Source organism: Marinovum algicola, from assembly GCF_900109145.1.
In the GTDB taxonomy this organism is placed as follows: Bacteria; Pseudomonadota; Alphaproteobacteria; order Rhodobacterales; family Rhodobacteraceae; genus Marinovum; species Marinovum algicola.
In genome coordinates, this window is the sequence record NZ_FNYY01000001.1 from 380,957 (window position 1) to 405,716 (window position 24,760).

At 65.3% G+C, this 24,760-nt stretch carries 30 protein-coding genes; 22 read left to right on the forward strand and 8 right to left on the reverse strand.

From position 1 onward, the window contains the following. Positions 1-30 precede the first annotated feature (30 nt). From BMW90_RS01880 to BMW90_RS01895, 4 genes are read left to right on the forward strand one after another with little or no spacing between them, the layout of a single operon-like run. Positions 31-1,101, forward strand: a complete 1,071-nt coding sequence (locus tag BMW90_RS01880) for a carbohydrate ABC transporter permease (RefSeq protein ID WP_074834560.1) — start codon at positions 31-33, stop codon at positions 1,099-1,101. Next, a complete protein-coding gene (locus BMW90_RS01885) occupies positions 1,101-1,982 on the forward strand; it encodes a carbohydrate ABC transporter permease (RefSeq protein ID WP_048530200.1) in 882 nt (293 codons plus the stop codon). Before BMW90_RS01880 ends, BMW90_RS01885 begins: the two co-directional genes overlap by 1 nt. A gap of 10 nt (positions 1,983-1,992) precedes the next feature. Next, positions 1,993-2,988, forward strand: a complete 996-nt coding sequence (locus BMW90_RS01890) for a glycoside hydrolase family protein (RefSeq protein ID WP_074834562.1) — start codon at positions 1,993-1,995, stop codon at positions 2,986-2,988. 6 nt (positions 2,989-2,994) lie between these two features. Beyond that, on the forward strand, positions 2,995-4,080 hold the full coding sequence (locus tag BMW90_RS01895) for an ABC transporter ATP-binding protein (RefSeq protein ID WP_074834563.1): 1,086 nt from the start codon (positions 2,995-2,997) through the stop codon (positions 4,078-4,080). A 10-nt stretch (positions 4,081-4,090) separates the two neighbouring features. Here BMW90_RS01895 and BMW90_RS01900 read toward each other — a convergent pair whose 3' ends face one another. Continuing rightward, entirely contained in the window at positions 4,091-5,554 is a 1,464-nt protein-coding gene (locus BMW90_RS01900) for a sulfatase-like hydrolase/transferase (protein ID WP_074834565.1), read from the reverse strand. A gap of 74 nt (positions 5,555-5,628) precedes the next feature. Between BMW90_RS01900 and BMW90_RS01905 the strand changes: the two genes are divergently transcribed. The 5 genes from BMW90_RS01905 to BMW90_RS01925 all read left to right on the forward strand — a co-directional run bounded on the left by BMW90_RS01905 (position 5,629) and on the right by BMW90_RS01925 (position 10,793). Then, positions 5,629-6,600, forward strand: coding sequence for a Bug family tripartite tricarboxylate transporter substrate binding protein (locus BMW90_RS01905; protein WP_170850497.1), 972 nt, complete (start codon positions 5,629-5,631; stop codon positions 6,598-6,600). A gap of 63 nt (positions 6,601-6,663) precedes the next feature. Then, the gene (locus BMW90_RS01910) at positions 6,664-7,137 is read left to right on the forward strand and encodes a tripartite tricarboxylate transporter TctB family protein (RefSeq protein ID WP_074834568.1); all 474 of its coding nucleotides are present in this window, start codon (positions 6,664-6,666) and stop codon (positions 7,135-7,137) included. Between the two features lie 3 nt (positions 7,138-7,140). Next, on the forward strand, positions 7,141-8,631 hold the full coding sequence (locus tag BMW90_RS01915; protein ID WP_074834570.1) for a tripartite tricarboxylate transporter permease: 1,491 nt from the start codon (positions 7,141-7,143) through the stop codon (positions 8,629-8,631). Further along, positions 8,628-9,326, forward strand: coding sequence for a FadR/GntR family transcriptional regulator (locus tag BMW90_RS26080; protein WP_048530213.1), 699 nt, complete (start codon positions 8,628-8,630; stop codon positions 9,324-9,326). Before BMW90_RS01915 ends, BMW90_RS26080 begins: the two co-directional genes overlap by 4 nt. A 9-nt stretch (positions 9,327-9,335) precedes the next feature. Then, entirely contained in the window at positions 9,336-10,793 is a 1,458-nt protein-coding gene (locus BMW90_RS01925; protein WP_074834571.1) for a sulfatase family protein, read from the forward strand. A 51-nt stretch (positions 10,794-10,844) separates the two neighbouring features. On the opposite strand, the gene BMW90_RS01930 is transcribed toward BMW90_RS01925, so the two are convergent. Beyond that, the gene (locus BMW90_RS01930) at positions 10,845-11,291 is read right to left on the reverse strand and encodes a YHS domain-containing (seleno)protein (protein WP_048530217.1); all 447 of its coding nucleotides are present in this window, start codon (positions 11,289-11,291) and stop codon (positions 10,845-10,847) included. A 140-nt stretch (positions 11,292-11,431) separates the two neighbouring features. Here BMW90_RS01930 and BMW90_RS01935 point away from each other — a divergent pair, with 140 nt between their 5' ends. Both BMW90_RS01935 and BMW90_RS01940 read left to right on the forward strand, forming a co-directional pair. Then, the gene (locus BMW90_RS01935) at positions 11,432-11,782 is read left to right on the forward strand and encodes a hypothetical protein (RefSeq protein ID WP_074834573.1); all 351 of its coding nucleotides are present in this window, start codon (positions 11,432-11,434) and stop codon (positions 11,780-11,782) included. A 41-nt stretch (positions 11,783-11,823) separates the two neighbouring features. Continuing rightward, positions 11,824-12,282, forward strand: coding sequence for a copper chaperone PCu(A)C (locus BMW90_RS01940; RefSeq protein ID WP_074834575.1), 459 nt, complete (start codon positions 11,824-11,826; stop codon positions 12,280-12,282). Between the two features lie 32 nt (positions 12,283-12,314). On the opposite strand, the gene BMW90_RS01945 is transcribed toward BMW90_RS01940, so the two are convergent. Beyond that, positions 12,315-13,004: an NAD-dependent deacylase gene (locus BMW90_RS01945; protein ID WP_074834576.1), complete on the reverse strand. Its 690-nt coding sequence runs from the start codon at positions 13,002-13,004 to the stop codon at positions 12,315-12,317. An 80-nt stretch (positions 13,005-13,084) separates the two neighbouring features. Between BMW90_RS01945 and BMW90_RS01950 the strand changes: the two genes are divergently transcribed. Next, positions 13,085-13,528, forward strand: a complete 444-nt coding sequence (locus tag BMW90_RS01950) for a low molecular weight protein-tyrosine-phosphatase (RefSeq protein ID WP_074834578.1) — start codon at positions 13,085-13,087, stop codon at positions 13,526-13,528. Positions 13,529-13,602: 74 nt separating this feature from the next. After that, complete coding sequence (locus tag BMW90_RS01955; RefSeq protein ID WP_074834579.1) at positions 13,603-13,722, forward strand: entericidin A/B family lipoprotein; 120 nt, start codon at positions 13,603-13,605, stop codon at positions 13,720-13,722. Here BMW90_RS01955 and BMW90_RS01960 read toward each other — a convergent pair. After that, positions 13,719-13,934, reverse strand: a complete 216-nt coding sequence (locus tag BMW90_RS01960) for a dodecin (RefSeq protein WP_048530224.1) — start codon at positions 13,932-13,934, stop codon at positions 13,719-13,721. The two genes, BMW90_RS01955 and BMW90_RS01960, sit on opposite strands and share 4 nt — an antisense overlap. A 67-nt stretch (positions 13,935-14,001) precedes the next feature. Beyond that, entirely contained in the window at positions 14,002-14,238 is a 237-nt protein-coding gene (locus BMW90_RS01965) for a hypothetical protein (RefSeq protein WP_074834581.1), read from the reverse strand. Positions 14,239-14,566: 328 nt separating this feature from the next. Between BMW90_RS01965 and BMW90_RS26245 the strand changes: the two genes are divergently transcribed. Both BMW90_RS26245 and BMW90_RS26250 read left to right on the forward strand, forming a co-directional pair. Continuing rightward, complete coding sequence (locus BMW90_RS26245; RefSeq protein ID WP_139211165.1) at positions 14,567-15,127, forward strand: hypothetical protein; 561 nt, start codon at positions 14,567-14,569, stop codon at positions 15,125-15,127. Next, positions 15,078-15,671, forward strand: a complete 594-nt coding sequence (locus tag BMW90_RS26250) for a hypothetical protein (protein WP_139211167.1) — start codon at positions 15,078-15,080, stop codon at positions 15,669-15,671. The genes BMW90_RS26245 and BMW90_RS26250 overlap by 50 nt, the downstream gene beginning before the upstream one ends. A 35-nt stretch (positions 15,672-15,706) precedes the next feature. On the opposite strand, the gene lepA is transcribed toward BMW90_RS26250, so the two are convergent. Continuing rightward, positions 15,707-17,506 (reverse strand): translation elongation factor 4, encoded by a 1,800-nt coding sequence (lepA, locus tag BMW90_RS01970; RefSeq protein WP_048530228.1) that lies wholly within the window; start codon positions 17,504-17,506, stop codon positions 15,707-15,709. 188 nt (positions 17,507-17,694) lie between these two features. On the opposite strand from lepA, the gene BMW90_RS01975 reads away from it, so the two are divergent. Next, positions 17,695-17,976, forward strand: coding sequence for an acylphosphatase (locus BMW90_RS01975; RefSeq protein WP_048530231.1), 282 nt, complete (start codon positions 17,695-17,697; stop codon positions 17,974-17,976). 128 nt (positions 17,977-18,104) lie between these two features. On the opposite strand, the gene BMW90_RS01980 is transcribed toward BMW90_RS01975, so the two are convergent. Next, positions 18,105-18,557 carry an Lrp/AsnC family transcriptional regulator gene (locus BMW90_RS01980; protein WP_048530233.1) on the reverse strand — a complete coding sequence of 151 codons (453 nt, stop codon included), beginning with the start codon at positions 18,555-18,557 and terminating at the stop codon, positions 18,105-18,107. Positions 18,558-18,677: 120 nt separating this feature from the next. Between BMW90_RS01980 and BMW90_RS01985 the strand changes: the two genes are divergently transcribed. Together BMW90_RS01985 and BMW90_RS01990 are read left to right on the forward strand one after the other, a co-directional pair. Continuing rightward, on the forward strand, positions 18,678-19,727 hold the full coding sequence (locus tag BMW90_RS01985) for a Glu/Leu/Phe/Val family dehydrogenase (protein ID WP_074834582.1): 1,050 nt from the start codon (positions 18,678-18,680) through the stop codon (positions 19,725-19,727). A gap of 105 nt (positions 19,728-19,832) precedes the next feature. Continuing rightward, a complete protein-coding gene (locus BMW90_RS01990; protein ID WP_048530239.1) occupies positions 19,833-20,576 on the forward strand; it encodes a 1-(5-phosphoribosyl)-5-[(5-phosphoribosylamino)methylideneamino]imidazole-4-carboxamide isomerase in 744 nt (247 codons plus the stop codon). 102 nt (positions 20,577-20,678) lie between these two features. Here the strand turns inward: BMW90_RS01990 and BMW90_RS01995 are convergent, their stop codons facing one another. Further along, a complete protein-coding gene (locus BMW90_RS01995) occupies positions 20,679-21,371 on the reverse strand; it encodes a metal-dependent hydrolase (RefSeq protein WP_074834584.1) in 693 nt (230 codons plus the stop codon). A 153-nt stretch (positions 21,372-21,524) separates the two neighbouring features. Between BMW90_RS01995 and BMW90_RS02000 the strand changes: the two genes are divergently transcribed. Genes BMW90_RS02000 through BMW90_RS02015 form a run of 4 tightly spaced genes read left to right on the forward strand, consistent with a single transcriptional unit; the run spans position 21,525 to position 24,704 of the window. Continuing rightward, positions 21,525-22,175 carry a ceramidase domain-containing protein gene (locus tag BMW90_RS02000; protein ID WP_074834586.1) on the forward strand — a complete coding sequence of 217 codons (651 nt, stop codon included), beginning with the start codon at positions 21,525-21,527 and terminating at the stop codon, positions 22,173-22,175. Between the two features lie 37 nt (positions 22,176-22,212). Then, the gene (gene gatC, locus BMW90_RS02005) at positions 22,213-22,500 is read left to right on the forward strand and encodes an Asp-tRNA(Asn)/Glu-tRNA(Gln) amidotransferase subunit GatC (RefSeq protein ID WP_048530245.1); all 288 of its coding nucleotides are present in this window, start codon (positions 22,213-22,215) and stop codon (positions 22,498-22,500) included. After that, complete coding sequence (gene gatA / locus BMW90_RS02010; RefSeq protein WP_074834587.1) at positions 22,500-23,987, forward strand: Asp-tRNA(Asn)/Glu-tRNA(Gln) amidotransferase subunit GatA; 1,488 nt, start codon at positions 22,500-22,502, stop codon at positions 23,985-23,987. The genes gatC and gatA overlap by 1 nt, the downstream gene beginning before the upstream one ends. Positions 23,988-24,020: 33 nt before the next feature. Beyond that, the gene (locus BMW90_RS02015) at positions 24,021-24,704 is read left to right on the forward strand and encodes a hypothetical protein (RefSeq protein WP_074834589.1); all 684 of its coding nucleotides are present in this window, start codon (positions 24,021-24,023) and stop codon (positions 24,702-24,704) included. Positions 24,705-24,760 lie beyond the last annotated feature (56 nt).

Sequence of the window (24,760 nt, forward strand, 5' to 3'; positions counted from 1 at the left end):
GCGGCCCCCACCCAACCCCGAGGGACTCTCATGTCTAGCAAGCTGACACGGTCGAACCGTGCCGGGTGGCTTTTTGCGCTGCCGGGCTTCTCGCTCCTGTTTCTGTTCATCATCGTGCCGTTTTTCTTTGCCTTCTGGCTTTCGCTGACAAATCAGCGGCTTGTCTCGCCCAACCCGACCGAGTTCGTGGGGCTGAAGAACTATGCCGATCTGCTCAGCGTCTCGGTCCTGACGCTGGAGCCGGAGCGTGACGAAGCAGGAGAGATCCGCCGCGACGATGACGGTGCCATCGCATATCCCCGGGTCCGCAGCATCACCCGTTCGGACGAGTTTCCGCAGTATCGCGGCATGCGCGAATGGTTCCGTTGGCACTGGGGCGACAAGGCCAAGGTGGTGATCGCAAGCGACGTGGTCTTCATGAAGGCGCTGGTCAACACGTTGACCTTCGCGCTGTTCATCGTGCCCTTGCAAGGCGGCGGGGCGCTGTTGCTGGCCCTGCTGATCAATCAGAAGCTGCGCGGCATCAACGCCTTCCGCACGATTTATTTCATGCCGGTGGTGATCTCGATCGTGGTGATCTCGCTGCTCTGGCGCTTTATCTATTCCGGCAACGAAGGGCTGTTGAACAACATCCTTGAAGCGCTGACCTTTGGTGCCTTCACGCCCGTCGACTGGCTGGGCTCGACCGACACGGCGCTGGGATCGATCATCGCCATGTCGGCCTGGCAGGCGGTGGGCTTTCACATGGTGATCTGGCTCGCCGGGCTGCAAACCATCTCGCCCACGCTCTATGAGGCGGCGGCGATCGAAGGCGCCAGCAAGTGGCAGACCTTCCGCTATGTCACCTGGCCGGGGCTGCGGAACACCGCCGTTCTGGTGCTGATCGTCATCACCATGCAGAGCTTCGCGGTCTTTGCGCAGATCGACGTGATGACCAATGGCGGCCCGCTCGATTCCACCCAGACGCTGGTCTTCCAGACCGTCGAACGCGGCTATGGCAAGCAGGACATTTCCGGGGGCGCGACGATCTCGGTCATCCTGTTCCTCATGGTCCTGATGATTTCGGCCGTTCAGGCCTTTCTGACCCGGGAGCGCAACTGATGGCCCTCGTCACCTCCGACAACCGCGGCCTGCGGCTGGCAGCGCGCTATGCGACGCTGATCCTCGTGGCCCTCATCTTCCTGTTCCCGCTGGTCTTCATGGTGGTCTCGAGCCTGAAGCCCGATCAGCAGCTTCTGGCCGACACCTCGAGCATCCGCGCCTTCCTTCCGGTAGGCGATATCAGCCTCGACAATTATTACAAGGCCTTCGACCGCGCGCCCATCGGGCTGTTCATGATGAACTCGGTGGGGATCACCATCGTCACCGTGGTGCTGTCGATCCTGCTCTGTTCGCTGGCGGCGTTTTCCTTCGTCTTTCTCGACTGGAGCGGGCGCGGCGTGCTGCTTTCGGTGATCGTCGCGACCCTGATCATCCCCTTCGAGACCATCGCGGTGCCGCTTTTGCTCTTTGTGTCGAAACTGCCCTGGATCGGCTGGGAGGGGCTGGAGTTCGGCTGGCTCAACACCTACCGCGTGCAGGTGATCCCCTGGATCGTCGATGCGCTGACGATCTTTCTCTTCGTGCAGTTCTTCAAGGATCTGCCGCGCGAACTGATCGAGGCGGCGCGGGTGGAGGGCGCAAGCTGGTTCACCGTCTACCGCCGGATCGTCATGCCGCTCTCCGGCCCGGTGCTGGCCACCGCCGCCATTCTGAAATCGCTGAAGATGTACAACGAGCAATACCTCTGGCCGCTGATCGTGGTGCAGGACGAGGCGCATCGCCCGGTCATGGTGGGCTTGGGCTACTTCTTCCAACTGCAAATCGCCTGGGGCGAGGTGATGGCCTATCTCACCCTGATCTCCGTTCCGGTCATCGCCTTCTATCTTGTCATGCAACGCGCCTTCATCTCGTCGATCGCTTCGACCGGTGTGAAGGGCTGAGGAACTCACTATGACCATCGCACTCGAAAATCACTGGATCTGGGACAGCTGGTACGCCCACGACGGCGCCCGCTGGCACGGATATTTCCTGAAGGCGCCCAAGTCGCTGGGCAACCCCGACCTGCGCCACTTCAACGTGAGCCAGGGCCATGCGGTCAGCGACGATCTGGTGACCTGGGAGCACTTGGGCACCTGCCTGACCCCCTCCGAGGGGCCTGCCTTCGACGATTACACCACCTGGACCGGCTCCGTGGTGCAGGACGGCGATGGCCTCTGGCACCTGTTCTACACCGGCACCGCGCGGGCCGAGGACGGGCTCTATCAGCGCATCGGCCATGCCACCTCGCACGATATGCACAGCTGGGAGCGGGCGGAAGACGGGCTTTGCCTCGATCTCACCGGGCCGAATGCCCGGCACTACGAGGCGGATCACGCCAGGGGCTTCTGGCACGACCGCGCGATGCGCGATCCCTGGGTGATGCGCGACCCCGAGGGCGCGGGCTGGCTGATGTATTTCACCGCCCGCGCACCGGGCATCAAGGAACCCAACGCCGGCGGCGCCGTGGGCTTTGCCACATCGCCCGACCTCAAGACCTGGACGCTTCAGCCACCGGTCTTTACCGGCGGCTTCGGCCAGTTGGAGGTGCCGCAGGTGTTTCAGCACCAGGGCCATTGGTTCTGCCTGTTCTGCACCGCCGCCGAACATTTCAGCAAGGCGCAGGCCGAAGCGACGCCCAGCGGTCCGGTCACCGGCAACCATTACCTGATCGGCGAGGGGCCGCGCGGCCCGTGGAAGATCGCGCCCGGCAATTTCCTTGACGGCGCGCTGCCCTGCTTTCGCTACGCGGCGCGGATCGTGGACACCGGCGAGGGGCTCGTGATCCTCGGGTTCAACGACTACGCGCCGGATGGCGAGTTCGGCGGCTTCGTGCTCGATCCCGCGCCGGTCACCCTCGACGACAACGGGCTGCTCCGCGTCGAGCAGCCGCCGAAAGCTGCGGAGTAAACGGCTATGGCAACTCTGAAACTCACCGACATTCGCAAGAGCTATGGCAACGCCTATGTCATCAAGGGGGTCGATCTGGAGATCGAGGACGGCGAGTTCACCGTTTTCGTCGGCCCGTCGGGCTGTGGCAAGTCGACCCTGTTGCGGATGATTTCGGGGCTCGAGGACATCACCGCCGGCACGCTCGAGATCGACGGTCAGAGGGTCAACGACCTGCCGCCCAAGGAACGCGGCATCGCCATGGTGTTCCAGTCCTACGCGATCTTTCCGCATATGACCGTGCGCGAGAACGTGGCGTTCGGGCTGACCATTGCCGGCGCCTCCAAGGCCGAGAAAGAGGAAAAGGTGGCCGAGGCCGCCCGGGTTCTCCAGATGGAGCATCTGCTCGACCGTCGGCCCAGCCAGCTTTCGGGAGGCCAGCGCCAGCGGGTTGCCATCGGCCGCGCCATCGTGCGCAAGCCCAAGGTTTTCCTGTTCGACGAACCGCTGTCGAACCTCGACGCGGCGCTGCGCATGGACATGCGGATGGAGATCGGCAAGCTGCACAAGCACCTGAACGCGACGATGGTCTATGTCACCCACGATCAGGTCGAGGCGATGACGCTGGCCGACAAGATCGTGGTGTTGAAGGACGGCAAGGTCATGCAGGTCGGCACCCCGATGGAGCTGTTCCACGAGCCCGCCAACCGCTTTGTCGCAGGCTTTCTCGGGGCGCCGTCGATGAACTTTCTCGAGGTGTCGGTCGACGCGCGGGACGGCCGCGAGGCACGCGTCTCGAACGCGGCGCTGGAGCCGCTTGCCGTCGCTCACAAGGGCCGGATCGATGGTCAGCCGCACGCGGTTCTGGGCATCCGGCCGCAACATGTCTCGGCCACCGAGCCGGGGCGCGGCCTGCTGCATGGCACCGTCAACCTGTCGGAGCGGCTGGGCACCGAGACCGTCGTCGACATGACCCTGAAGGATGGCACCAAGTTCATCGCCGCCTTTGACGAGGATCGGATTTTCGAGCCCGGCGAAGCCATCGACCTGGAGTTCGACCCCGCCCGCGCGCATCTTTTTGCCGCCGATGACGATCCGGCGGCGCCGCATTGACCTCTGGCGGTTAGTGCCCGCTGGCGAGATAGCGGTTGCGCTCCGGTGACGGATCGCGCCAGCGCAGATGTTCCGCCGGGGCGGTCGCGCCGACCCAGCTTCGCAGGAGGGCGTTGCGTTGCTTCGCCCTCTCTTGCGCGCGGGCAATGGCGGCGGGATCCCAGCCCTGCATCAGCACGGCGGCGAGTTCGGCGACCAGCTCGGGGCGTTGGGTTGCGAGGTCGGTCAGCTCATCCGGGTCGTCCCGCATGTCAAAGAGCTGTGGCGCATAGCCATCGTACCAGCACAGCTTGAACCGGTCGCGGCGCAGCATCCGGTGGCGTTGCGGGCCGGTGCGGATGTTCATCAGGCCGCCATAATAGCTGGCGGTGACCTGGTTGTGCCAGTCGGCCCGTTGCATCAAATCGCGCCCGATCTGGCCGGGCAGGGGCGCGGCGCCGCTGCGCGCCAGCAGCGTGGCTGACAGGTCGCAGAGGCTGACCACGCGATCATCCACCGCGCCGGCCTCGATCCCGGGGCCGGCCAGGATCATCGGCACCTTGGCGCTTTCGTCATGAAAGGTGCTCTTCCACCACAGGCCGCGCTCGCCAAGCGCCTCGCCGTGATCCGAGACATAGATCACCAGGGTGTCCGCGCGGGCCGCCACCTTGTCGATCGCTCGCCCCGCCAGACGGTCGATCATCCGCACCAGCCCGTAATAGGCCGCCCGGCTGCGCATCACGGCATCCTCGGGCACGGTATCCACCGCGCCGGCTTCGGCCCATTCGGCAAGGGCGGGATGTCGGGTCGCCGGTGCGGCCAGGCGCGGCGGGCCGACCCCGGGCGCAATCGCCCGGTAATCCTCCGGCGTGGCGATATATGGCGGGTGCGGGCAGAACAGGCTGACCAGCGCAAAGAACGGCCGGCCTTCGGCATCGCGCCGGGCGATCACCTCGTCCAGCGTGCGTTCGGCCATTTCGGTGACCGCGTGGTCATAGGCCTGATACGAGGTCTCGCCCATGCCCGACCCCGGCAATTCGGCGCCGCGGTTGCCGCGCGCCCCGGTGAGTGCGCCGATATCCGGCGCCCCGGCGCCGGGCCAGCCGGCGCCGATATCGCCGATCGGGCGGGCGCCAAAACCGTGGTGCTGATCGGGGCCGTAAAAGTGCATCCGCCCGATCAGCCGGGTGTCATACCCGGCGGCACCCATGGCATGGGCAAGGGTTGGGATGTCGGAGGGCAGGAAATCGTCGTTGCTGCGCACACCCGAGACATGCGGCTCGAGCCCGGTGAGAAAAGCCATGCGCGAGGGCACGCAGAGCGGGGCAGGGCAATAGGCATTGCTGAACCTTGTGCCGCGCGCGGCCAGCGCATCGAGGGCCGGCGTCTGTGCCGCCGGGTCCCCCGCCGCGCCAAGCGCCCGGGCCGCATGCTGATCGGTCATCACCAGCAGGATGTTCGGTTTTTCGGTGGTGTCGGATATTGGTCTGGACAATTTGAGGTTTTCCCTATATCGGTTGGTCCAATATGCCATAAATTGGCAAATTTTCAATGTGGGAGGACGGAATATTGCTTAATACACGAAAATTCATTGCGATCTTGGGGCTGGGTGTCGCAGCTTTGGCCCTTCCGGTTGGACCAATTGGCGCCGGCGCGGCCCAGGCGCAGGATTTCCCCGCCAAGCCGCTCGAGGTCATCGTGCCGTTCAAGCCCGGCGGTCGGACCGACGTGGTGGCCCGTCTGATCGGCGACAAGATCCAGGAAAAGGGCCTGCTGAGCCAGCCGATGGCGGTGGTCAATGCCGATGGCGGGGCCGGGGCCAATGCCGTCAACCGGATGCGCCGGGGCGATGACGATGGCCACACCATCGTGCATTGGCACCACCAGGCGCTGATCGCCATGGCGATGGGGCTGGGCGATTTCGGGCTCGAGGATTTCAAGTCGATCGGCTACACCGGCGGCGGCAGCCCGGTCTGGGTGGTCAGCGAGGACAGCGAATTCGACACGCTCGAAGACCTGATCGCGCATCTCAAGGAAAATCCGCGCAGTCTGATCGAGGCGGTGGGCATCGGCACCATTCCGCATTTCGTTGGTGCCATGCTGGCCAATGAAGCCGGCTTCGAGACCCGCTACGTCACCGCCAATTCCGGGGCCGACCGGCTGCGGCTGGTGCTGGGTGGCAATGCCGATATCGCGCTCTTTGCCGCGTCGGAATATCTCGCCCAGGGCGAGGGGCTGAAAGCGCTGGTCTATTTCGGTCGCGAGCGTCTGCCCGACATGCCCGATGTGCCGACCGCGACCGAGCTGGGCTATGACGTGAGCTGGGCCAACCCGAACTGGTGGCTGGCGCCGGCCTCGACCCCGGATGCCCATGTGGCCGAGCTGGCATCGGCGCTGGAAGCGGCAATCAATGATCCCGAGATCGTCGAGTATTTCCGTAACAACACGCTCGAGCCCTATTGGACGCCCGGAGACGCGGCCATGGCCGATGCCGAAAAGCAGCTCGAGGCGTTGAAGGCCGTGGCGGCCACGATCAACTGATCCCCGCGCCGGCGGGCCGGGCTGTGGCCCGCCGGCGCGATGCCTGAGAGGGGAGGCCGAGCCTTGCGCGACGCGACACGCCAGACCATCGCCGACGTCATTCTCGCCGCACTGGTGGCGGCGGGGGCGGCGCTATTGTTCATCGGTGCGGCCGAACTGCCGCCGCCGCGTTTCGAGCCGCTGGGATCGGCGGCGCTGCCGCGCATCCTCGGGACGCTGCTGATCTTTTTCGCGGTGATCCTGGTGATCCGCGCCCTGCTGCGTCTGCGCGCCGGGCAGGCCAGTGCGGCGGCACCCTCCGGCGCCGATCCACGGCGCGGCGCGCTGGTCTTCGTCGCCCTGGTGCTCTATGTCGCCGCGCTCGATTTCGGCCGCATGCCCTTCGTGCCCGCGACCACCGTCTTCGTGACCGCCACCGGCCTCGTCATCGGCGCGCGCAGCTGGGTGAACCTGGCGGTCTTTGCCGCCGTCGGTCTGGTGCTGTCGCTGGCGATCTCGACCATCCTCGAACGCTTTCTCTATATCTCGATCGGCTGACCCATGCTTGACGCCTTCCTCGCCCTCGCTGAGTGGCAAAATCTGCTGTTTCTGGCCGTCGGCACCGGTCTCGGCATCGTCGTCGGCGCCATTCCGGGCCTCACCGCATCGATGCTGATCGCCCTGACCCTGCCGCTCACCTTCCACATGGATCCGGTGAGCGCGGTGACCCTGTTGATCGGCGAATATGTCGGCGGCATTTCGGGCGGGCTGATCACCGCGATCCTGCTGAGGATGCCCGGCACGCCGGCCTCGATCGTCACCACCTTCGACGGCTATCCGATGGCGCAGAACGGTTTTGCCGAACGCGCGCTCGCGCTGGGCATCATGGCCTCGGTGGTGGGCGGCATCATCTCCTGGGGGTTCCTCGCCGGCATGTCTCCGGCGCTCGCGCGCTTTGCCCTGCAATTCGGACCCTGGGAATATTTCACCCTGGTGCTGATGGCGCTGGTGATGCTGGCGGTGCTGTCGCAGGGCTCGATGGTCAAGGGGCTGATGGCCGCCGCGCTGGGCATGGCCTTTGCGCTGCCCGGTATCGACAGTTCGATCGGGCAGGCGCGGCTCACCTTCGGCTCGAGCGCCATGCTGTCGGGCTTCGGGCTCTTGCCGGTGCTGATCGGGGCCTTTGCGATCAGTCAGATCCTGCGCGATGCCGCCACGCCGCAGGAAAGCGGCAGGATGGACATGCCCAAGTCCAAGCTGCCGATCTATCGCAGCGATCTCGGCTATGCACCCAAACTGCTGCGCGGCTCGGTCATCGGCACCTGGATCGGCCTGCTGCCCGGCATTGGCGCAAATATCGCCGCGCTGGTGTCCTATTCCACCGAAAAGCAGCTCTCGAAAGAGCCCGAGAAGTTCGGCACCGGGCACGAGCCCGGCGTTGTGGCCGCCGAAAGCGCCAACAATGCCTCGATCGGCGGCGCGCTCATCCCGCTGATCACCATGGGCATTCCCGGCTCGGTGACCGAGGCGATCCTGATCGGCGCGCTGACCATCCACAATCTGCAACCGGGGCCTTTGCTGTTCCAGAACGCGCCCGAGATCGCCTATGGCATCATCGCGGCCTACCTGGTGGCCAATGTACTGATGCTGATGCTGATGTGGGGCGCGGTGCGCTACATTGCCCGTATCGTGCAACTGCCGCGCTCTGGGCTGATGGCGGTGATCCTGGTGTTCTGCGTCACCGGATCCTATGCGGTGAACTCCAGCTTCTCGGATGTCTGGGTGATGATCGGCTTTGGTCTTGTCGGGCTGGGGCTGGAATATTGCCGGGTGCCGCTCGGGCCCTTTGTCATCGGCTTCGTGCTTTCGCCCATCGCCGAAGAACAGCTGCGCGCCTCGTTGATGATGTCCGACGGCAACCTGGCAGAGATCCTGACGCGACCCTATGCGCTGCTGTTCCTGGCGCTGGCCTTGATCACGGTGATCTGGCCTTATATCGCGGCGCGCCTGGGCGCCCGGGCGCGGGCCAAGCAAGCGGAGGAACCGTCGTGAATTTCCTGAACCTGCCAACTGGAAGCCGCCGGTATCTCGAGATTGCCCGCCACCTGGCGGGGGAAATCGAAAAGGGCGAATATGCCGCCGGCGAACGCCTGCCGCCGGAACGCGAGCTGGCGCAGACCCTCGACGTGAGCCGCACCACGGTCCGCGAGGCGTTGCTGGCGCTGGAGATCATGCAGATGATCGAGATCCGCGTCGGCGCCGGCGTCTTCGTGCGCGATGCGGCCTCTCGCGGCGCGGCGCCGATCTACGAGCCCGATGCCGCGCCGCCCTCGGCGGTGCTGGCCGCCCGCCGTCTGATCGAGGCCGAGACCGCCGCGCTGGCCGCCGCCCATGCGACGCCCGAGCAGATCGCGCTGATGGCCAGAACCAACGACGAGCTTGCCGCCAACATCGACAATGTCGCCGCCTTCGACGCCGCCGATGCCAAGTTTCACGATCTCATCGCCCAGGCCGCCGGAAATGACGTGCTGGCCGGCTTTGTCGGCCATCTCTGGCGGATGCGCGAGAGCGAGATGTGGGCCTTTTGGTACGACCAGACCCGCCATCCCGACAACCGCCGCCGTTCGGCCGAGGATCACCGGGTGATCCTGCGCGCCATCGAGCGCGGCGCCTCCGACGCCGCCCGCACCGCGATGCAAAGCCATCTCGACGTGCTGGCCGACCGTTTCTACACCCTCAAACTCTGAAAGCCGACCATGACAGCTCCGAAGCCCGACATCGTCTTCATCATCACCGATCAGCAGCGGTATGACACCATCGCCGCGCTGGGCGCCTCCCATATGGACACGCCCAACATCGACCGGCTGGTGACCACCGGCGTCAGCTTCGAACAATGCCATGTCACTGCGCCTTCCTGCGTACCGTGCCGGGCCTCGCTCTTTACCGGCTATTACCCGCACACCAATGGCGTGCTGGCCAATGGCCAGCCCTGGAGCCGCACCTGGGTCAGCGATCTGGCGCGGGCCGGCTATCACTGCGTCAATATCGGCAAGATGCACACCATTCCCTATGACGCCAAGGCCGGCTTCCACGAACGCTACGTGGTCGAGAACAAGGACCGCTACATGGAGGGCCGGTGGTTCTTCGACGAATGGGACAAGGCGCTGGCCTCGCACGGGCTGAAAAAGCAGCAGCGCGAGACCTACCGCAAACGTCCCGATTACAAGGACCGCCTCGGTGCCTTTACCTGGGATCTGCCGGCGGCGCTGCAATCGGACAACTTCATCGGCGAGACCACATGCTGGTGGCTGGAGACCAAGCCGGTGGACAAGCCGCTGTTTCTCACCATCGGGTTCCCCGGGCCGCATCCGCCCTATGACCCGACGCCGGAGATGGCCGAGAAATACATGGCGCGCGACGTGCCGCTGCCCGAGGTTTCGGACGAGGAACTGGCCGCGCTGGCCGCGCCCTGGATCGAGAAACGCCAGCACGACGTCGAGGTCGACCATGACAGCGTGGCGTGGAAACTGAAGCCCACGCAAGAAGAGCTCAAGCGCATGCGGGCCTATTATTATGCCAACATGGAGATGATCGACACCCAGGTCGGCCATATCCTCGATGCGCTCGAGGCTCGCGGCAACATGGACAATACCATCGTCATCTTCACCTCGGACCACGGCGACAATCTGGGCGATCACGGGTTGAGCCAGAAATGGGCGCCTTATGACGCGGTGACCCGGGTGCCGATGATCGTCTCGGCGCCGGGCCGTTTCGAGGGCGGGCGCGAGGTGTCCGAGATGGTGCAGCTCTTCGATCTCGGACCGACGATCCTGGAATGGGCCGGAGTGACGCCGGATGCCAGTTTCGAGGCCGAAAGCCTGAACCCGGTGTTGGAGGGCAAGCCCTTTGACGGCCGCAGCCATGTTTTTTGCGAACAGGCCGGCGATGTGAACATGACCGGCGCGAGCTATCTCACCATGGTCCGCTCGACCAGCCACAAGCTGGTGCATTTCAACGGCTCGGAGGCGGGCCAGCTCTTTGATCTGGTGGCCGATCCCGGCGAGCGGGTGAATCTCTGGGACGATCCGGTGCATGCGGCGGACAAGCAGGCGCTGCTGGGCGAGCTGCTGGATTTTCACGTCGAAAGCACCCTGCGCACCCGCAACGCCCGTCACCTCATCGTCTCGCCTCCGGGCGAGCAGGCCTGGCAATAGGCGACCGGCGCCGGGGGCGGCGCGCGGTGATTGGCGGCGGCTGGGACCGCCTCAGCCGAGGATGCCCGGCCAGTTGGCCCGTCCCTTGGCGATATTGCCCGGCACATCCTCCAGCCAGAGCTCTCGGGCGCGCAGGTTGGCGTTGAGATAGAGCCGGCCTTCGTAGACCGTCCAGGCTTCGGGGATGGTGGGCGCGAGATAGCCGCGCGAGGCGGCAAAGGCGCAGTAGCCGCCGAATTGCGGCGCGTAGCGTGCCGGCTCGGCGGCAAAGGCGTCGCGATCCTCGGCGCGCGCGAAATGCCAGGTCGCGCCGTTCCAGTCGGCGGCAAAGCGACCTTCGGCGAGAACCGGCCCGCCGGTGGTGAAATAGGCCACCGGATCGGCGCCATTGATGGCGACGCCCCCGGTCTGAAAGACCTCAGGCTCGCGGGCCAGCGCAACACGGGGCAAAAGCGGCGCGGCGGCCAGGGCGGTAAAGAGGGTTCGTCTGGTCAGCATGGCGGGATCTCCGAAAACGGTGCCGGCCAAGCATGCCCGCGCGCCGGCCGTCGCAATAGCCCCCCTCACCAAGTGGTGATGCCGCGCGAGCGACACTAACGCCTCTTGGAGCCGGCGGGGAAATCGCTTACCCCGGCCGCATGCGCGCCCAACCTCGCCTCTTTGCCGGCTTGCTGCTGGCCCTGCTGCTCGGCCTCACCGGCCAGAGCATGGCGGTCGCCCGCGGGGCGCCACCACCGGTCGGCGTAATGGTGCTCTGCACCGGGGCGGGGCCGCTGAGGGTGCTGGTGGACGAGACCGGCGCGCCGGTTGGCCCGATGCACATCTGCCCCGATTGCGCGCTGTCGCTGTTTGACGCCGCCCCGGCCGCAACGCCCGAGGAGCTGGCCCGGGCCTTCACCCGGCAGGGGCGGGCGCGCAGCCCCGGCACGGCCGAGGCCGGGCGCGTGCAGCCGGCGTCCTGCGCCCGGGGGCCGCCGGCCCGGGTGTGACCCATTCGCCAATGACTCACACCCAAATTCCGGAGGTTCAGATGACCCTGACCCGTTTTTCCGCGGCGCTTGCCGCAACCCTTCTGGCCGGCCCGGCGCTGGCAGAGGATATCCTGATCGAAGACGCCTATGCCCGCGCGTCGAACGCCCGCGCCGGGGCGGCCTTCATGGTGATCCACAACCAGGGAAGTGCCGAGGACCGCTTGATTGACATCCGCTCGGACGCCGCCGCGCGGGTCGAGCTGCACAGCCACAGGGACATGGGCGATGGCGTGATGAAGATGACGCACGTCGAGGCGGGCTTTGCCATCCCGGCGGGTGGCAGCCATGCGCTGGCGCGGGGCGGCGATCACGTCATGTTCATGGGGCTCGCCGCACCGTTCGAGCAGGGCGCCACCGTCACCGTGACGCTGACCTTCGAACGGGCCGGCGAGATCGAAGTGGCAATCCCGGTCGATCTGGAGCGTCAGCAGACGGATCACGGCAAGACGGGGCATTAACCCCTTTCGGGCGTCGGACCGGCCGCCGGGCGCTAGCCCAGCAGGCTCTCGACCCAGCGGGGCACGGTCTCGGTCGCCGGCCCGCTATGGCAATGATCGAACAGATGCGAGACGGCGGTGGGCTCGAGGCTCAGCTCCACCGTCTCGGCCCCGGCGGCGCGCGCATCCTCGACAAAGGCCGCCGCCGGGTAGACCTGCCCCGAGGTGCCGATCGCGGCAAATATCCGGGCCTCGGCCAGCAGCGCCGCGATTTCCTCCATGTAATGGGGATATTCGCCGAACCAGACCACATCGGGCCGCGCCGCGGCCCGGTGACAGGCCGGGCAGGGGGTTTCCTCGTCCATCTCGGGCGGCGCCTCCCATTGGTGACCACAGACATCGCAGAGCGCGCCCGCCAGCCGGCCGTGCATCTGCAACACGTGATGCGAGCCGGCCCGGCGGTGCAGGTCGTCGACGTTCTGGGTGACGAGGGTCACCACGTCGCTGCTCTCGGCCTCGAGCCGCGCCAGCGCCGCATGGGCGGCATTGGGCCGGGCGGCGGCGGCCTGGGCGCGCCGGATGTTGTAGAAGCGGTGGACCAGCGCCGGATCGCGGGCAAAGCCCTCCGGGGTGGCGACATCCTCGATCCGGTGCCGCGCCCAGAGCCCGCCTTCGTCGCGAAAGGTGCCCAGCCCGCTTTCGGCCGAAATGCCCGCGCCGGTGAGAATGACGATCCTGCCCATGCCGGCCCCCTGCCGCTGTCGATTGCCCCGCCTGGCGGGGCGCGCTACACCCGGGGCGATACTGGCAAAGGCGCAGGCATATGACCACCCGCATCCTCTTCGTCTGTCTCGGCAATATCTGCCGCTCGCCCGCCGCCGAAGGTGTGGCGCGGGCCCTGGCCGGCGGGCGCGACCTGCGGTTCGACAGCGCCGGCACCGGCGATTGGCACCTGGGCCACCCGCCGCATCCGCCGATGCAGGCGGCGGCCCGGGCCCGGGGGTATGACCTGAGCCGGCTGCGCGCGCGTCAGGTCACGCCGGCGGATTTCGACGATTTCGACCTGATCATCGCGATGGACGCCGACAACCTCGATGCCATCGAGGCGCTGCGCGGCGGGTCGGACACGCCGGTGCGGCTCTTGACCGATTACGCCGAGGGCCCCGAGGATCACGTGCCCGATCCCTATTTCACCGGCGATTTCGACGGGGCGCTGGCGCTGATCGAGCGCTGCACCCGGGGCCTTTTGCGCGACATTGCGCCATGAGGGGCAAGGCCGGCTTTTCAACGCGCGCGCATCGCGTTATGGCCTGTCGGGCAAAACCCGCAGGAGGCCGGAGCATGTGGAAATTGGTGATTGCCGGGGTGACTTTGATCGCGCTCGCCGGCTGCGAGACGGTCCGGGGCGCCGGACGCGACCTGCAATCGGCAGGCCGCGTCGTGGAACGGTCGATTCCCTAGGCGCCGTCGCGCTCGAGCCGGAAGCCGAGCTTCACGCCCACCTGAAAATGCGCCACCTCGCCGTCGGCCACATGGCCGCGGATGTCGGTGACCTCGAACCATTCGACATGGCGCAGGCTCTGGCTGGCGGTGCGGATCGCCTGTTTCACGGCATCGTCGATGCTCTCGCTGGACGAGCCGTAGACTTCGGTGACGGGATAGACATGTGACATGTTTGGTTCCTCCGTTTGACCTCTGCCCCGGACTCTAGCGCGCCCCGCAGCCGCGTCCCGAACTTTCTCAGATCCCGAGCAATGCCCGCGCCTCGGCCAGGGCATCGACCGAGGCCTGATGGCTGCCTGACCGGTGCAGCGCCTCGCCATCGGCACGGAGCTGCTTGACGCGCGCGAGGTCGGTGGCGCTGAGGCTGGCGGTCTTCAGCGCGGCGTCGATGGCGGCCATGTCGGCCGGACATTGGAAGGCGACGGCGGGGCTGGCGAAAAACGCCAGCAGGGCGGCGGTGATGAGGTGTTTCATGGTGTGTCTCCCCCGAGGTTGTGTGGGGGAGGGTAGCATGATTGAGGAGGGATGGGGGTCAAATCTGTGTGGTTTAGCGTCACGTATCGTCTTTAGATTATGTGTCGTGTGTTGCGCTATGGGTTGTTGCAAGAAGTTGTGTTATACTATGGGTTGTTAAGAAGGGTGAAGTGCTTTGAGGTTCGGGAACGGTATTTTTTGAGCATGCTAAGTCGCGCTCAGTCGAGTGTATCGATGCGAGTTTGTTGAAATTTAAGAAGTACATAACGGCACGTACCGTTTGGGGATATTTTTTAAACACATGAGGGTGAGAAAAGGATTGCGTAAAATGGAGTTAGAAAAAATGGTTCCGATCATCGGATCTCTGATACTCGCGTCCGCTTACATCATCGGCTACTCTTACCTAGACGGGTACTACGAATTTTACGACATACCGCTTGCAGAACTTTCCTTCAGCATTCAGTATATCATGTCACATGGTCTGTCGTCTTTCACGTCGAGTTCCTTATTGATGGTCTTGGCAGTTGGGGCTGTTGGTGCCATTCTTTACTTGCTTCCTCAATTCAGGGGGCGCGCGCATCCTCTGTCAGTAATCGTTCTGTTACTTGTAGGAGTAAGTGCGTTTTTGACGGTGTCAGCCCAAAACGTGGGGCGAGAAAATGCAAAAATTGAGTTTGAGAGACTCAACCGTGTCTTGCTGAGTCGAGGCTCGAATCTGGATGTTGTAGATCGATTGAAGAAAGAGCATCCTAAGACGACATTGCATTTTTTAGTAAGCACTGGAGACAGGCACTATTTTGTGGTGAAGTTTCCACAAAGTGATAGGAGGTGGGTAATTCATGTATCAGGTGGCAAAGATTTTGATTTTGGGGTGTTTCTTAATCCCTAGCATATTTCCCTCGGTGACGCTTTCTCAAAGCAAGCTGGTTCAAAAGAAACAGGAGGCCAATCCAAAGAGTATGTTGAAGTTGCACAATGGCTCAGGATTAGTGAAAGGGGCGTTTGTGGAGCTGGTAAGTGAAACCAACCCTCGACGGGGTCAAGTAACTGAAATTGATGTCTCCGATGGCGTCGTGGTGAGTTTTTGCCAAGATGAAGAACAAGTTATGGTGGCACCTGAAGAGGTGCGCTTGGTCAATGTGGATTGCAAAAATCGAGAAGGCAGTTTTACGCTAATTTCCGCCGATTTGTTCTCTGGGATGCAAGTGTACTCGGTCGAAGGTGATTTTTTAGGGGAGATTCAAAGCTATAAAGTGTCCGAGAACGAAGTCACAAATGTCGATCTGTCATTTGGGGGCTTCTTGGGACTCGGAGAGGCCGAACTAAATTTGGATTTAGTTCGATCTCTAGCATATATCGCAGAGCACGGTTCTGGCTCCCCAGCGCTTTTTATCCCCAACTGGGAAGAAGTGCGTTTGGAATCTTCCCAGTAATGTTTCCACTTTGCTCGTAGCTGTCTTTAAGACGGCTACCCATCCATCTTCAACGCCGAGATAAACGCCTCCTGCGGGATATCCACTTTGCCGAACTGGCGCATCTTCTTCTTGCCGGCCTTCTGCTTCTCGAGCAGCTTCTTCTTCCGCGTCGCATCGCCGCCGTAACATTTCGCCGTCACGTCCTTGCGCAGCGCCGAGAGGGTCTCGCGGGCGATGACCTTGCCGCCGATCGCTGCCTGGATCGGGATCTTGAACATGTGGCGCGGGATCAGCTCTTTCAGCTTCTCGCACATCGCCCGGCCGCGCATCTCGGCGCGGTCGCGGTGCACCATTGTCGAGAGCGCATCCACCGGCTCGTCATTCACCAGCACCTGCATCTTGACGAGGTTGTCCTCGCGGTAGTCGGTGATCTGGTAATCGAAGGAGGCATAGCCCTTGGTCACCGATTTCAGCCGGTCGTAGAAGTCGAACACCACCTCGTTCAGCGGCAGGTCATAGACCACCATGGCCCGGCTGCCGGCATAGGTCAGGTCAAGCTGGATGCCGCGGCGGTCCTGGCAGAGCTTGAGCACGTCGCCCAGGAACTCGTCGGGCACAAGGATGGTGGCCTTGATGCGCGGCTCTTCCAGGTGATCGACGGTCGAGGGGTCGGGCATGTCGGCCGGGTTGTGCAACTCGGTCATCGCGCCGTCTTTCATGTAGACGTGATAGATCACCGAGGGCGCGGTGGTGATCAGCTCGATGTCATACTCGCGCTCGATCCGGTCGCGGATCACCTCGAGGTGCAACAGCCCGAGAAAGCCGCAGCGGAAGCCGAAGCCCAGCGCCGCCGAGGTCTCCATCTCGTAGCTGAAGGAGGCGTCGTTGAGCGCCAGTTTCTCGATCGCGTCGCGCAGATCCTCGAATTCCGCCGAATCCACCGGGAACAGGCCGCAGAACACCACCGGCTGCGACGGCGCAAAGCCGGGCAGGGGCTTTTCGGCGCCCTTCTTCTCGTGGGTGATGGTGTCGCCGACCTTGGTGTCGCGCACCTGCTTGATCGAGGCGGTGATGAAACCGATCTCGCCCGGCCCCAGCTCGTCGACCTTGGTCATCGCGGGGCGGAAGACGCCGATCCGGTCGACGCCGTATTTCGCGCCGGTCTGCATCATCTTGATCTGGTCGCCCTTTTTCAGCACGCCATCCATGATCCGCACCAGCACGACAACGCCGAGATAGGGGTCGTACCAGCTGTCCACCAGCATCGCCTTGAGCGGCTGGTCGCGGTCGCCCTGCGGCGCGGGCAGGCGGTGCACGATGGCCTCGAGCGTGTCCTCGATGCCGATGCCGGTCTTGGCCGAGACCTGCACCGCCTCGGAGGCGTCGATGCCGATCACATCCTCGATCTGCTCGGCCACCCGGTCGCAATCGGCGGCCGGCAGGTCGATCTTGTTGAGCACCGGCACGATCTCGTGGTCGGCATCGATCGCCTGATAGACATTGGCCAGGGTCTGCGCCTCGACGCCCTGGGTCGAATCGACCACCAGCAACGAGCCCTCGACGGCGCGCATCGAGCGGGACACCTCATAGGCAAAGTCGACGTGGCCGGGGGTGTCGATCAGGTTGAGCACATAGGCCTCGCCATTGCGGGCGATGTAATCGATCCGCACGGTGTTGGCCTTGATAGTGATGCCGCGCTCGCGCTCGATATCCATGGCGTCGAGCAATTGCTCTTTCATGTCCCGTTCGGCCACCGTGTTGGTGGATTGGATCAGCCGGTCGGCGAGGGTGGATTTCCCGTGGTCGATATGCGCGACGATCGAGAAATTGCGAATATGGGCGAGGTCTGTCATGGATCGGGATATGATGTGAAACGGGCGGATCGTCAATTGGATCTGTGGTCCGAGCCGCGACAATCGGCGCCGCGGGGGCCCCTTTGGCGGCTTGGCGCGGCGGCGATGCGCCGAAGGCCGCCCGGGTGGTTTCACCAGACGGCGATCCGTGGCAAGCTTTCCGCGCAACTATGACGGAGAGCCCCGAGATGACGCAGCAGATTGCCAGGCGGGCCCGGGTGATGGGCCGGGTGCAGGGCGTGGCGTTTCGCGCCTGGACGCAGGGACAGGCCGAAAACCTCGGGCTGCGCGGCTGGGTCTGCAACAACCCCGATGGCTCGGTCTCGGCGCTGATCGTCGGCCCGCCCGACAAGGTCGAAGAGATGCTCGACAGCATGTGGGCCGGCCCGGGCGCGGCAGCGGTGCGCGACGTCTCGGTCGAGACGGTCACGCCGGTGCCGGAGGTGTCTGGCTTCGAGATCACCGGCTAGGCTGCCGCGGGCAGGGTGTGCGGTTCAGGGCGTGAGGCGCGAGGTCCCGGATCGGGGTCCGGGACGGTTGGCGCGTCGATGTCGCCGTACGCGCCCCGGACCCCGATCCGGGGCCTCCCGGCCGCCGCTCACATCGGCAGAACATCCCGACGGATCATCGTGCGCAGGGCAAAGCTCGAACGCATGTTGCGGATGCCCGGCACCTGCATCAGCCCGTCCTCGAGGAACCGGTCGAAAGCCGCCAGATCGCGCGCCACCACGCGGATCAGCACATCGCGGGTGCCGGTCATCAGGTAACATTCCATCACCTCGTCGAACCGTCGCAGCGCCGTCTCGAAGGCGGCAACCGCGTCGCGGCTCTGGTGTTCCAACTCGACGAAGATGAAGGCATTGAGCGGCAGCCCGAGCTTTTCCTGATCAACCCGCGCCGAATAGCCGGTGATCACGCCGCTTTCCTCCAGCCGGGCAATGCGGCGGGCGAGCGGCGTGGCCGAGAGGCCGACGGTCTCCGACAGATCGGCCAGCCGCTGGCGGCCGTCACGCTGCAAGGCCTGCACGATCTTTGCGTCCGTAGCGTCCATTTACCATTTGCCTCCGCTGTCTTGGTGATTTTCACCAATCCGACCGGGATCGGCAATGGTCTTTGGTGAGTTTTTGCGCTGGTGCCGCGCTAGGATTCTCTCATACAGGAGGAGAGAGCCATGTTGACACGGATCGATTGCAGCACTCACGAAGAGGTCTACCGGGTGACCGACCGCGAAAGCGGGCTCGAAGGGCTGATCGCGATACATTCGACGCAGGCAGGGCCCGCCGCCGGCGGCCTCAGGATGCGGGTCTATCGCGGGTTTGACGAGGCGCTGGCCGATGTGCTCGCCCTGTCGCGCGGCATGACCTACAAGAATGCCGCCGCCGGCCTGCCGCTGGGCGGCGGCAAGGCGGTGATCCTTGGCGATCCCCGGACCGACAAGACCGAGGCCAAGCTGCGCGCCATGGGCCGTGCGGTGGCCGAGCTTGAAGGCCGCTACTGGACCGCCGAAGACATGGGCATGAGCCCGGAGGACATGAAGGTGCTGGCCGGCGAGGCCGAGTTCGTCGCCGGGCTGGCCGACGGGCGTTTCGCCAGCGGCGATCCCTCGCCGATCACTGCGCAGGGCGTCTTCAACGCGCTGAAGATCGGCGCGGCGCGGCACTTCGGCAGCGCCGATCTGAAAGGCCGGCGCGTGGCGGTGCAGGGACTGGGCCATGTGGGCTGGTATCTCTGCGACTATCTCGCCGGAGAGGGGGCGCAGCTCATCGTGGCCGATACCGTGGCGGCCCGGGTCGAGGAGGCGCAGGCGAAGTTCGGCGCAGAGCTGGCCGCGCCCGACGAAATCCACCGGGTTGTGGCCGATGTCTTTGCGCCCTGCGCCATCGGCGGCATCCTGAACGGCCAGACCGTGCCCGAGCTGCGCGCCTCGATGATCTGCGGCGCGGCCAACAATCAGTTGGCCGATGACGCCGCCGCCGATGCGCTGCATGCCCGCGGCATCCTCTATCTGCCGGACTACGTCGCCAACGGCGGCGGGATCATCAACGCCGCGACCGAAATCCTGCGGATCGAGAACCGGCCGCGTTTCGTCGCCGAGCGGCTGGCGCAGCTCGAACAGACCATGCGCGGCATCCTGGCCGCCGCCGCGCGCCAGGACACCAGCCCGGCGCATGTCGCCGACGCCACGGTCGAGCAGGGGATGGCGCTGCGCCGCGCCGGCTGACGCCGCCCCGCGAAGGTCGAAATCAGACCCTTGAGCGCCGCGTTTCGCGCGGCGTTCCCGCACCAGCCCGCCTAATGCTATACTCATGCGGCAAGGAGGGGTGACATGCAGCTAATTCCGACCATCGAACTTCAGAACGGCCACCCGGTCAGTCTCTATCGCGGGCGGCTCGAGGAGCCGCAGATCTGGCATGTCGATCCGTGCGACTGCGTGCGCCGCTTTGCCCATGCCGGGGCCGAGTGGATCCATGTGACCGATTTCGACGCCGTCGCTGGCGGGGCGCCGCAGGATGCGCTGTTGCAGGCGCTGATCCGTGCCGCCGAGGCGCCCTTGCAGGTGGGCGGCGGCGTGCGCTCGCGCGAGCGGATCGAGCATCTGCTCGACATGGGGGTGGGGCGGGTGGTGATCGGCACCGCGGCGCTGAACCAGCCCGATCTTGTCAAGGCGGCGGCCAAGTATCACCCCGACCAGATCGTTCTGGCGGTCGATGTCTACCAGGGCCGGGTGATGACCCATGGCTGGCGCGAAACCTCGGCCTTCACGCCGGAAGATTTCATCGATTATTTCAAGGACGACCCCTTGGCCGCGATCATGGTCACCGACATCGACAGCGATCTGTCGGATGCCGAGGCCTCGCTGGCGCTGGTCACCGACCTGGCGGCGCACTCGCGCCATCCGGTGATCGCCAGTGGCCTGGTGCGCACGCTCGACGATCTGGCGCGGCTGAAATACGTGCGCAACGTGTCCGGCGCGGTGGTGGGCCGGGCGCTGTTCAACAAAAGCGTCGACCTGGGCGAGGCGCTGAAACTGGCGGCGCGGCCGATCGAGGAGGTGGCGGAGTTCCTGTGAGCCTTCGGTCGGGCCCGCGGGGTGCCGGCGGGGAGTCTACGTCCCCCCGCCGGCACCCCGCGGGCCCGCAACAGGCCAAGGATACCTTGCGTATTCAACCGGTCAGAGCGTGATCGGGGTCAGGATCTCGGGTTCGATGACGTTCACGCCGGGGAGGCCGTCTTTCAACGCCTCGGCCGATTGCTCGAGCAGCGGGAAGGTCCGGTAGTGACAGGGGATCACCGTCTCGAAATCGAAATAACGGCTGGCGGCATAGGCCGCGGCCTTCATGTCCATGGTGAAATGCCCGCCCGCCGACAGGATGCCGATCTGCGGCTTGTGGTAATCGCCCATCCAGTCCATGTCGGCCATGATCGTGGTATCGCCTGAGAGGTAGATCACCTTGCCCTCGGCCGCGATCATGTAGCCCACCTCGCTGCCGGCCGCCTGCGGTCCGCTGTCGGAGCCGAAGGTCGAGCTGTGCGAGGCCGGCACCATGGTGAGATGCACTCCCGCCGCCTCGACCGTGCCGCCCTTGTTGAAGCCGATGGTTTCGACGTTCTCGTGTTCACCCCAGTATTTCATCACGTCGAACTGGCCGATCACCGGGATCTCGAGCCGGCGCGCCAGCGGCAGCACGTCGACCACGTGATCGAAATGGCAATGGGTCAGCAGGATATGGGTGGCGCCGGCGGTGGCCGTCTCGTGCTGGCTTTCCTCCAGCATCGGGTTGCCGGTGAGCCAGGGATCGATGAGGATCCTGGCCGCGCCGGTCTCGAGCCGGAAGGAGCCGTGGCCGAGCCAGATGAGTTGCATGTCGGTTCTCCCTTGAGGTTTTGCCAGAGCCTAGCATGATCGGGCCGGCGGTCCAGTGAGCCGGGGCGGGGGCGCGGGGCCGTGCCCTGCCCACCGGCGGCGCCTGCCGTTCGGGCGAGCACGAGGTATTTTCGGCAAGAGGAAGGGCAGGGAGTGGATTGGGGTCAACCAGTGGACAGATATTGCGAGCGGCTGGGGCCGGGGCTTTGGGCCGAGCCGCTGAACGCGGTGACGAACCTGGCGTTTCTTGTCGTGGCGCTCTGGCTCTGGCCACGGGTGGCGGGCCGGGCGCGGCTGCTCTGTGCGGTGCTGGCGGTGATCGGGCTGGGCTCGGGGCTGTTTCATACATTTGCCCAAGCCTGGGCCGGGCTGGCCGATGTTCTGCCAATCGCGGTCTTCGTGCTGCTCTATCTCTACCTGGCGAACCGGGCGTATTGGCGCCTGCCGGTCGGGCTGTCGCTGCTCGGGGTGGGGCTGTTCTTTCCCTATGCGGCGCTGGTGGTCTGGCTGCTGGCGCCATTGCCGGGGGTCGGCGGCTCGGCCGCCTATCTGGCGGTGGCGCTGCTGATCGCGCTATATGCGCTGGCGCTCCGTCGCCGGCTGCCGCATGTGGCGCGCGGGCTGGCGTTGGGCGCGGCGCTGCTGGCGCTTTCGATCACCTTTCGCGCGCTGGACGGCCCGCTTTGCGCCGCCTGGCCGATCGGCACGCATTTTCTCTGGCATCTGCTCAATGCGGCGATGCTGGGCTGGATGATCGTGGTTTACCACCGGCACATGGTTGCGGGCAGCGGGGCGGGGCGGTAAAGCCCTTGCCAGACCTGAATGGATTGGGAGCGACCCGATGTCGATCGATCAAGGCACCGCCGCCAAGGTGGCGAAACTGGCGCGCATTCGCGTCGACGACGCAGACCTGCCGGCGCTGGCGCAGGAGTTCAACAATATCCTCGGCTTCATCGAGCAACTGGGCGAGGTGGATGTCGAGGGTGTCGAACCGATGGTCTCGGTCACGCCGATGCGGTTGAAGCGCCGCAAGGACGGGGTGACCGACGGCGGCCAGCAGGACAAGGTCCTGTCGAATGCGCCGGATGCGCGGGAAGGCTTCTTTGCAGTGCCGAAGGTGGTTGAGTGATGGCTGAATTGAACGGACTGAAGATCGCCGAGGCGCGCGACGCGCTGCGCAAGGGCGATGTGACAAGCGTGGAACTGACCGAGGCCTGCCTCTCGGCGATCGAGGGCGCCGGCGCGCTCAACGCCGTGGTGCACAAGACACCCGAGATCGCGCTCGAGCAGGCGCGCGCCGCCGATGGCCGGATCAAGGCGGGGAACGCGCCCGACATGTGCGGCATTCCGCTGGGCATCAAGGACCTGTTCTGCACCAGGGGCGTGGCCAGCCAGGCGGCCTCGAAGATCCTCGACGGCTTCACGCCGGAATACGAGAGCACCGTGACCCGCAAGCTGTTCGAGAGCGGCGCGGTGATGCTGGGCAAGCTCAACATGGACGAGTTCGCCATGGGCAGCTCGAACGAGACCTCGACCTACGGCAATGCGGTCAACCCGTGGAAACGCGGCAATGACGAGGCCCAGCTCACCCCGGGCGGCTCCTCGGGCGGCTCGGCCTCTGCCGTGGCGGCCGACCTCTGCCTCGCGGCCACCGGCACCGACACCGGCGGCTCGATCCGCCAGCCGGCGGCCTTTACCGGCATCACCGGCATCAAGCCCACCTACGGCCGCTGCTCGCGCTGGGGCATCGTGGCCTTTGCGTCCAGCCTCGATCAGGCCGGGCCGATGACCAAGGACGTGCGCGACGCCGCCATCATGCTGGAAGCCATGTGCGGCCACGACCCGATGGACAGCACCTCGGCCGATTTGGCGGTGCCGGATTTCGAGGCCATGCTGACCGGCGACATCAAGGGCAAGAAGATCGGCATCCCGCGCGAATACCACATGGACGGCATGCCCGAAGAGATCGAGACGCTCTGGGCCGAGGGCCGCAGGATGTTGCAGGCGGCCGGCGCCGAGATTGTCGATATCTCGCTGCCGCATACCAAATACGCTCTGCCGACCTACTACGTCATCGCCCCGGCCGAGGCCTCTTCGAACCTGGCGCGCTATGACGGCGTGCGTTACGGCCGCCGCGCCCCGCTGGCGCAGGGCGACGGCATCACCGAAATGTACGAAAAGACCCGCGCCGAGGGATTCGGCCACGAGGTGCAGCGGCGGATCATGGTCGGCACCTATGTGCTCTCGGCCGGTTTCTACGACGCCTATTACAACCGCGCGCGCAAGGTGCGGACGCTGATCAAGAAGGACTTCGAGGATGTCTTTGCCCAGGGGGTCGATGCGATCCTGACGCCGGCGACGCCTTCGGCGGCCTTTGGCCTGGGCGAGATGAAAGAGGCCGATCCGGTGCAGATGTACCTCAACGATGTTTTCACCGTGACCGTCAACCTCGCGGGTCTGCCGGGCATCTCCGTGCCCGCCGGCACCGACCGGCAGGGGCTGCCGTTGGGGCTGCAACTGATCGGCCGACCCTGGGAGGAGGGTGATCTGCTGAATTGCGCCTATGCGCTTGAGCAGGCGGCTGGTTTTGTTTCCAAGCCGGCGAAATGGTGGTAAGCAGCGCGAAAGAGCAGGTATGAGGCTGGATCCATGCGTTTTTTGCTGATCAGTGCCGCGCTGGGCGCGGCGACCGTCCTGGCGGCCTGTGCGCCGACTGTGCCCGATAGCGGCGCCGGCGTGGGATTCGACCGGGTCGACCAGGACAGGATCGCGCGGAGCACGCGCGAGCGCCGACTGGAAGGCGCGGCACCGGTCACCACCATGACGCTCGACGGCGAACCGGTCGACGATGAGGCGCGTCAGACAACGGCGGCCAATTCCGGCGTGGCGCCCGTTCAGGCCGGCCCCGACAACCCGCCGCCGCAGGCGGTGACCGATGCCGCGGGCATCAGCCGCGAGCAGGATTTCCAGGCGGTCTCGGGCGAGCGCGACATCGAGGACGACGCCGAGCGCCTGCGCCAGGCGCAATCGCAGTACCGCGTGATCCAGCCGACCGCCCTGCCGTCGCGGCCGGGCAGCGACCGGCCCAATATCGTGGCCTTCGCGCTGCAAACCAACAATCCGGTGGGCGTGGCGATCTACAAGCGCTCGTCGCTCAATTCCCAGGCCAAGCACCAGCGCAATTGCGCCGGTTTTGCCAGCCCCGATCTGGCGCAGGAGGACTTCCTCGCCAATGGCGGCCCGGAGCGTGACCGCAAGGCGCTCGATCCCGATGGCGACGGCTTTGCCTGCGCCTGGGATCCGACGCCCTTCCGCCGGGTGCGGGGCGGCTGATCTTGCGCGACGGCGCGGCGCTCTGGCACCCGTCGCCGAATTTCGGCGCGCGGCGC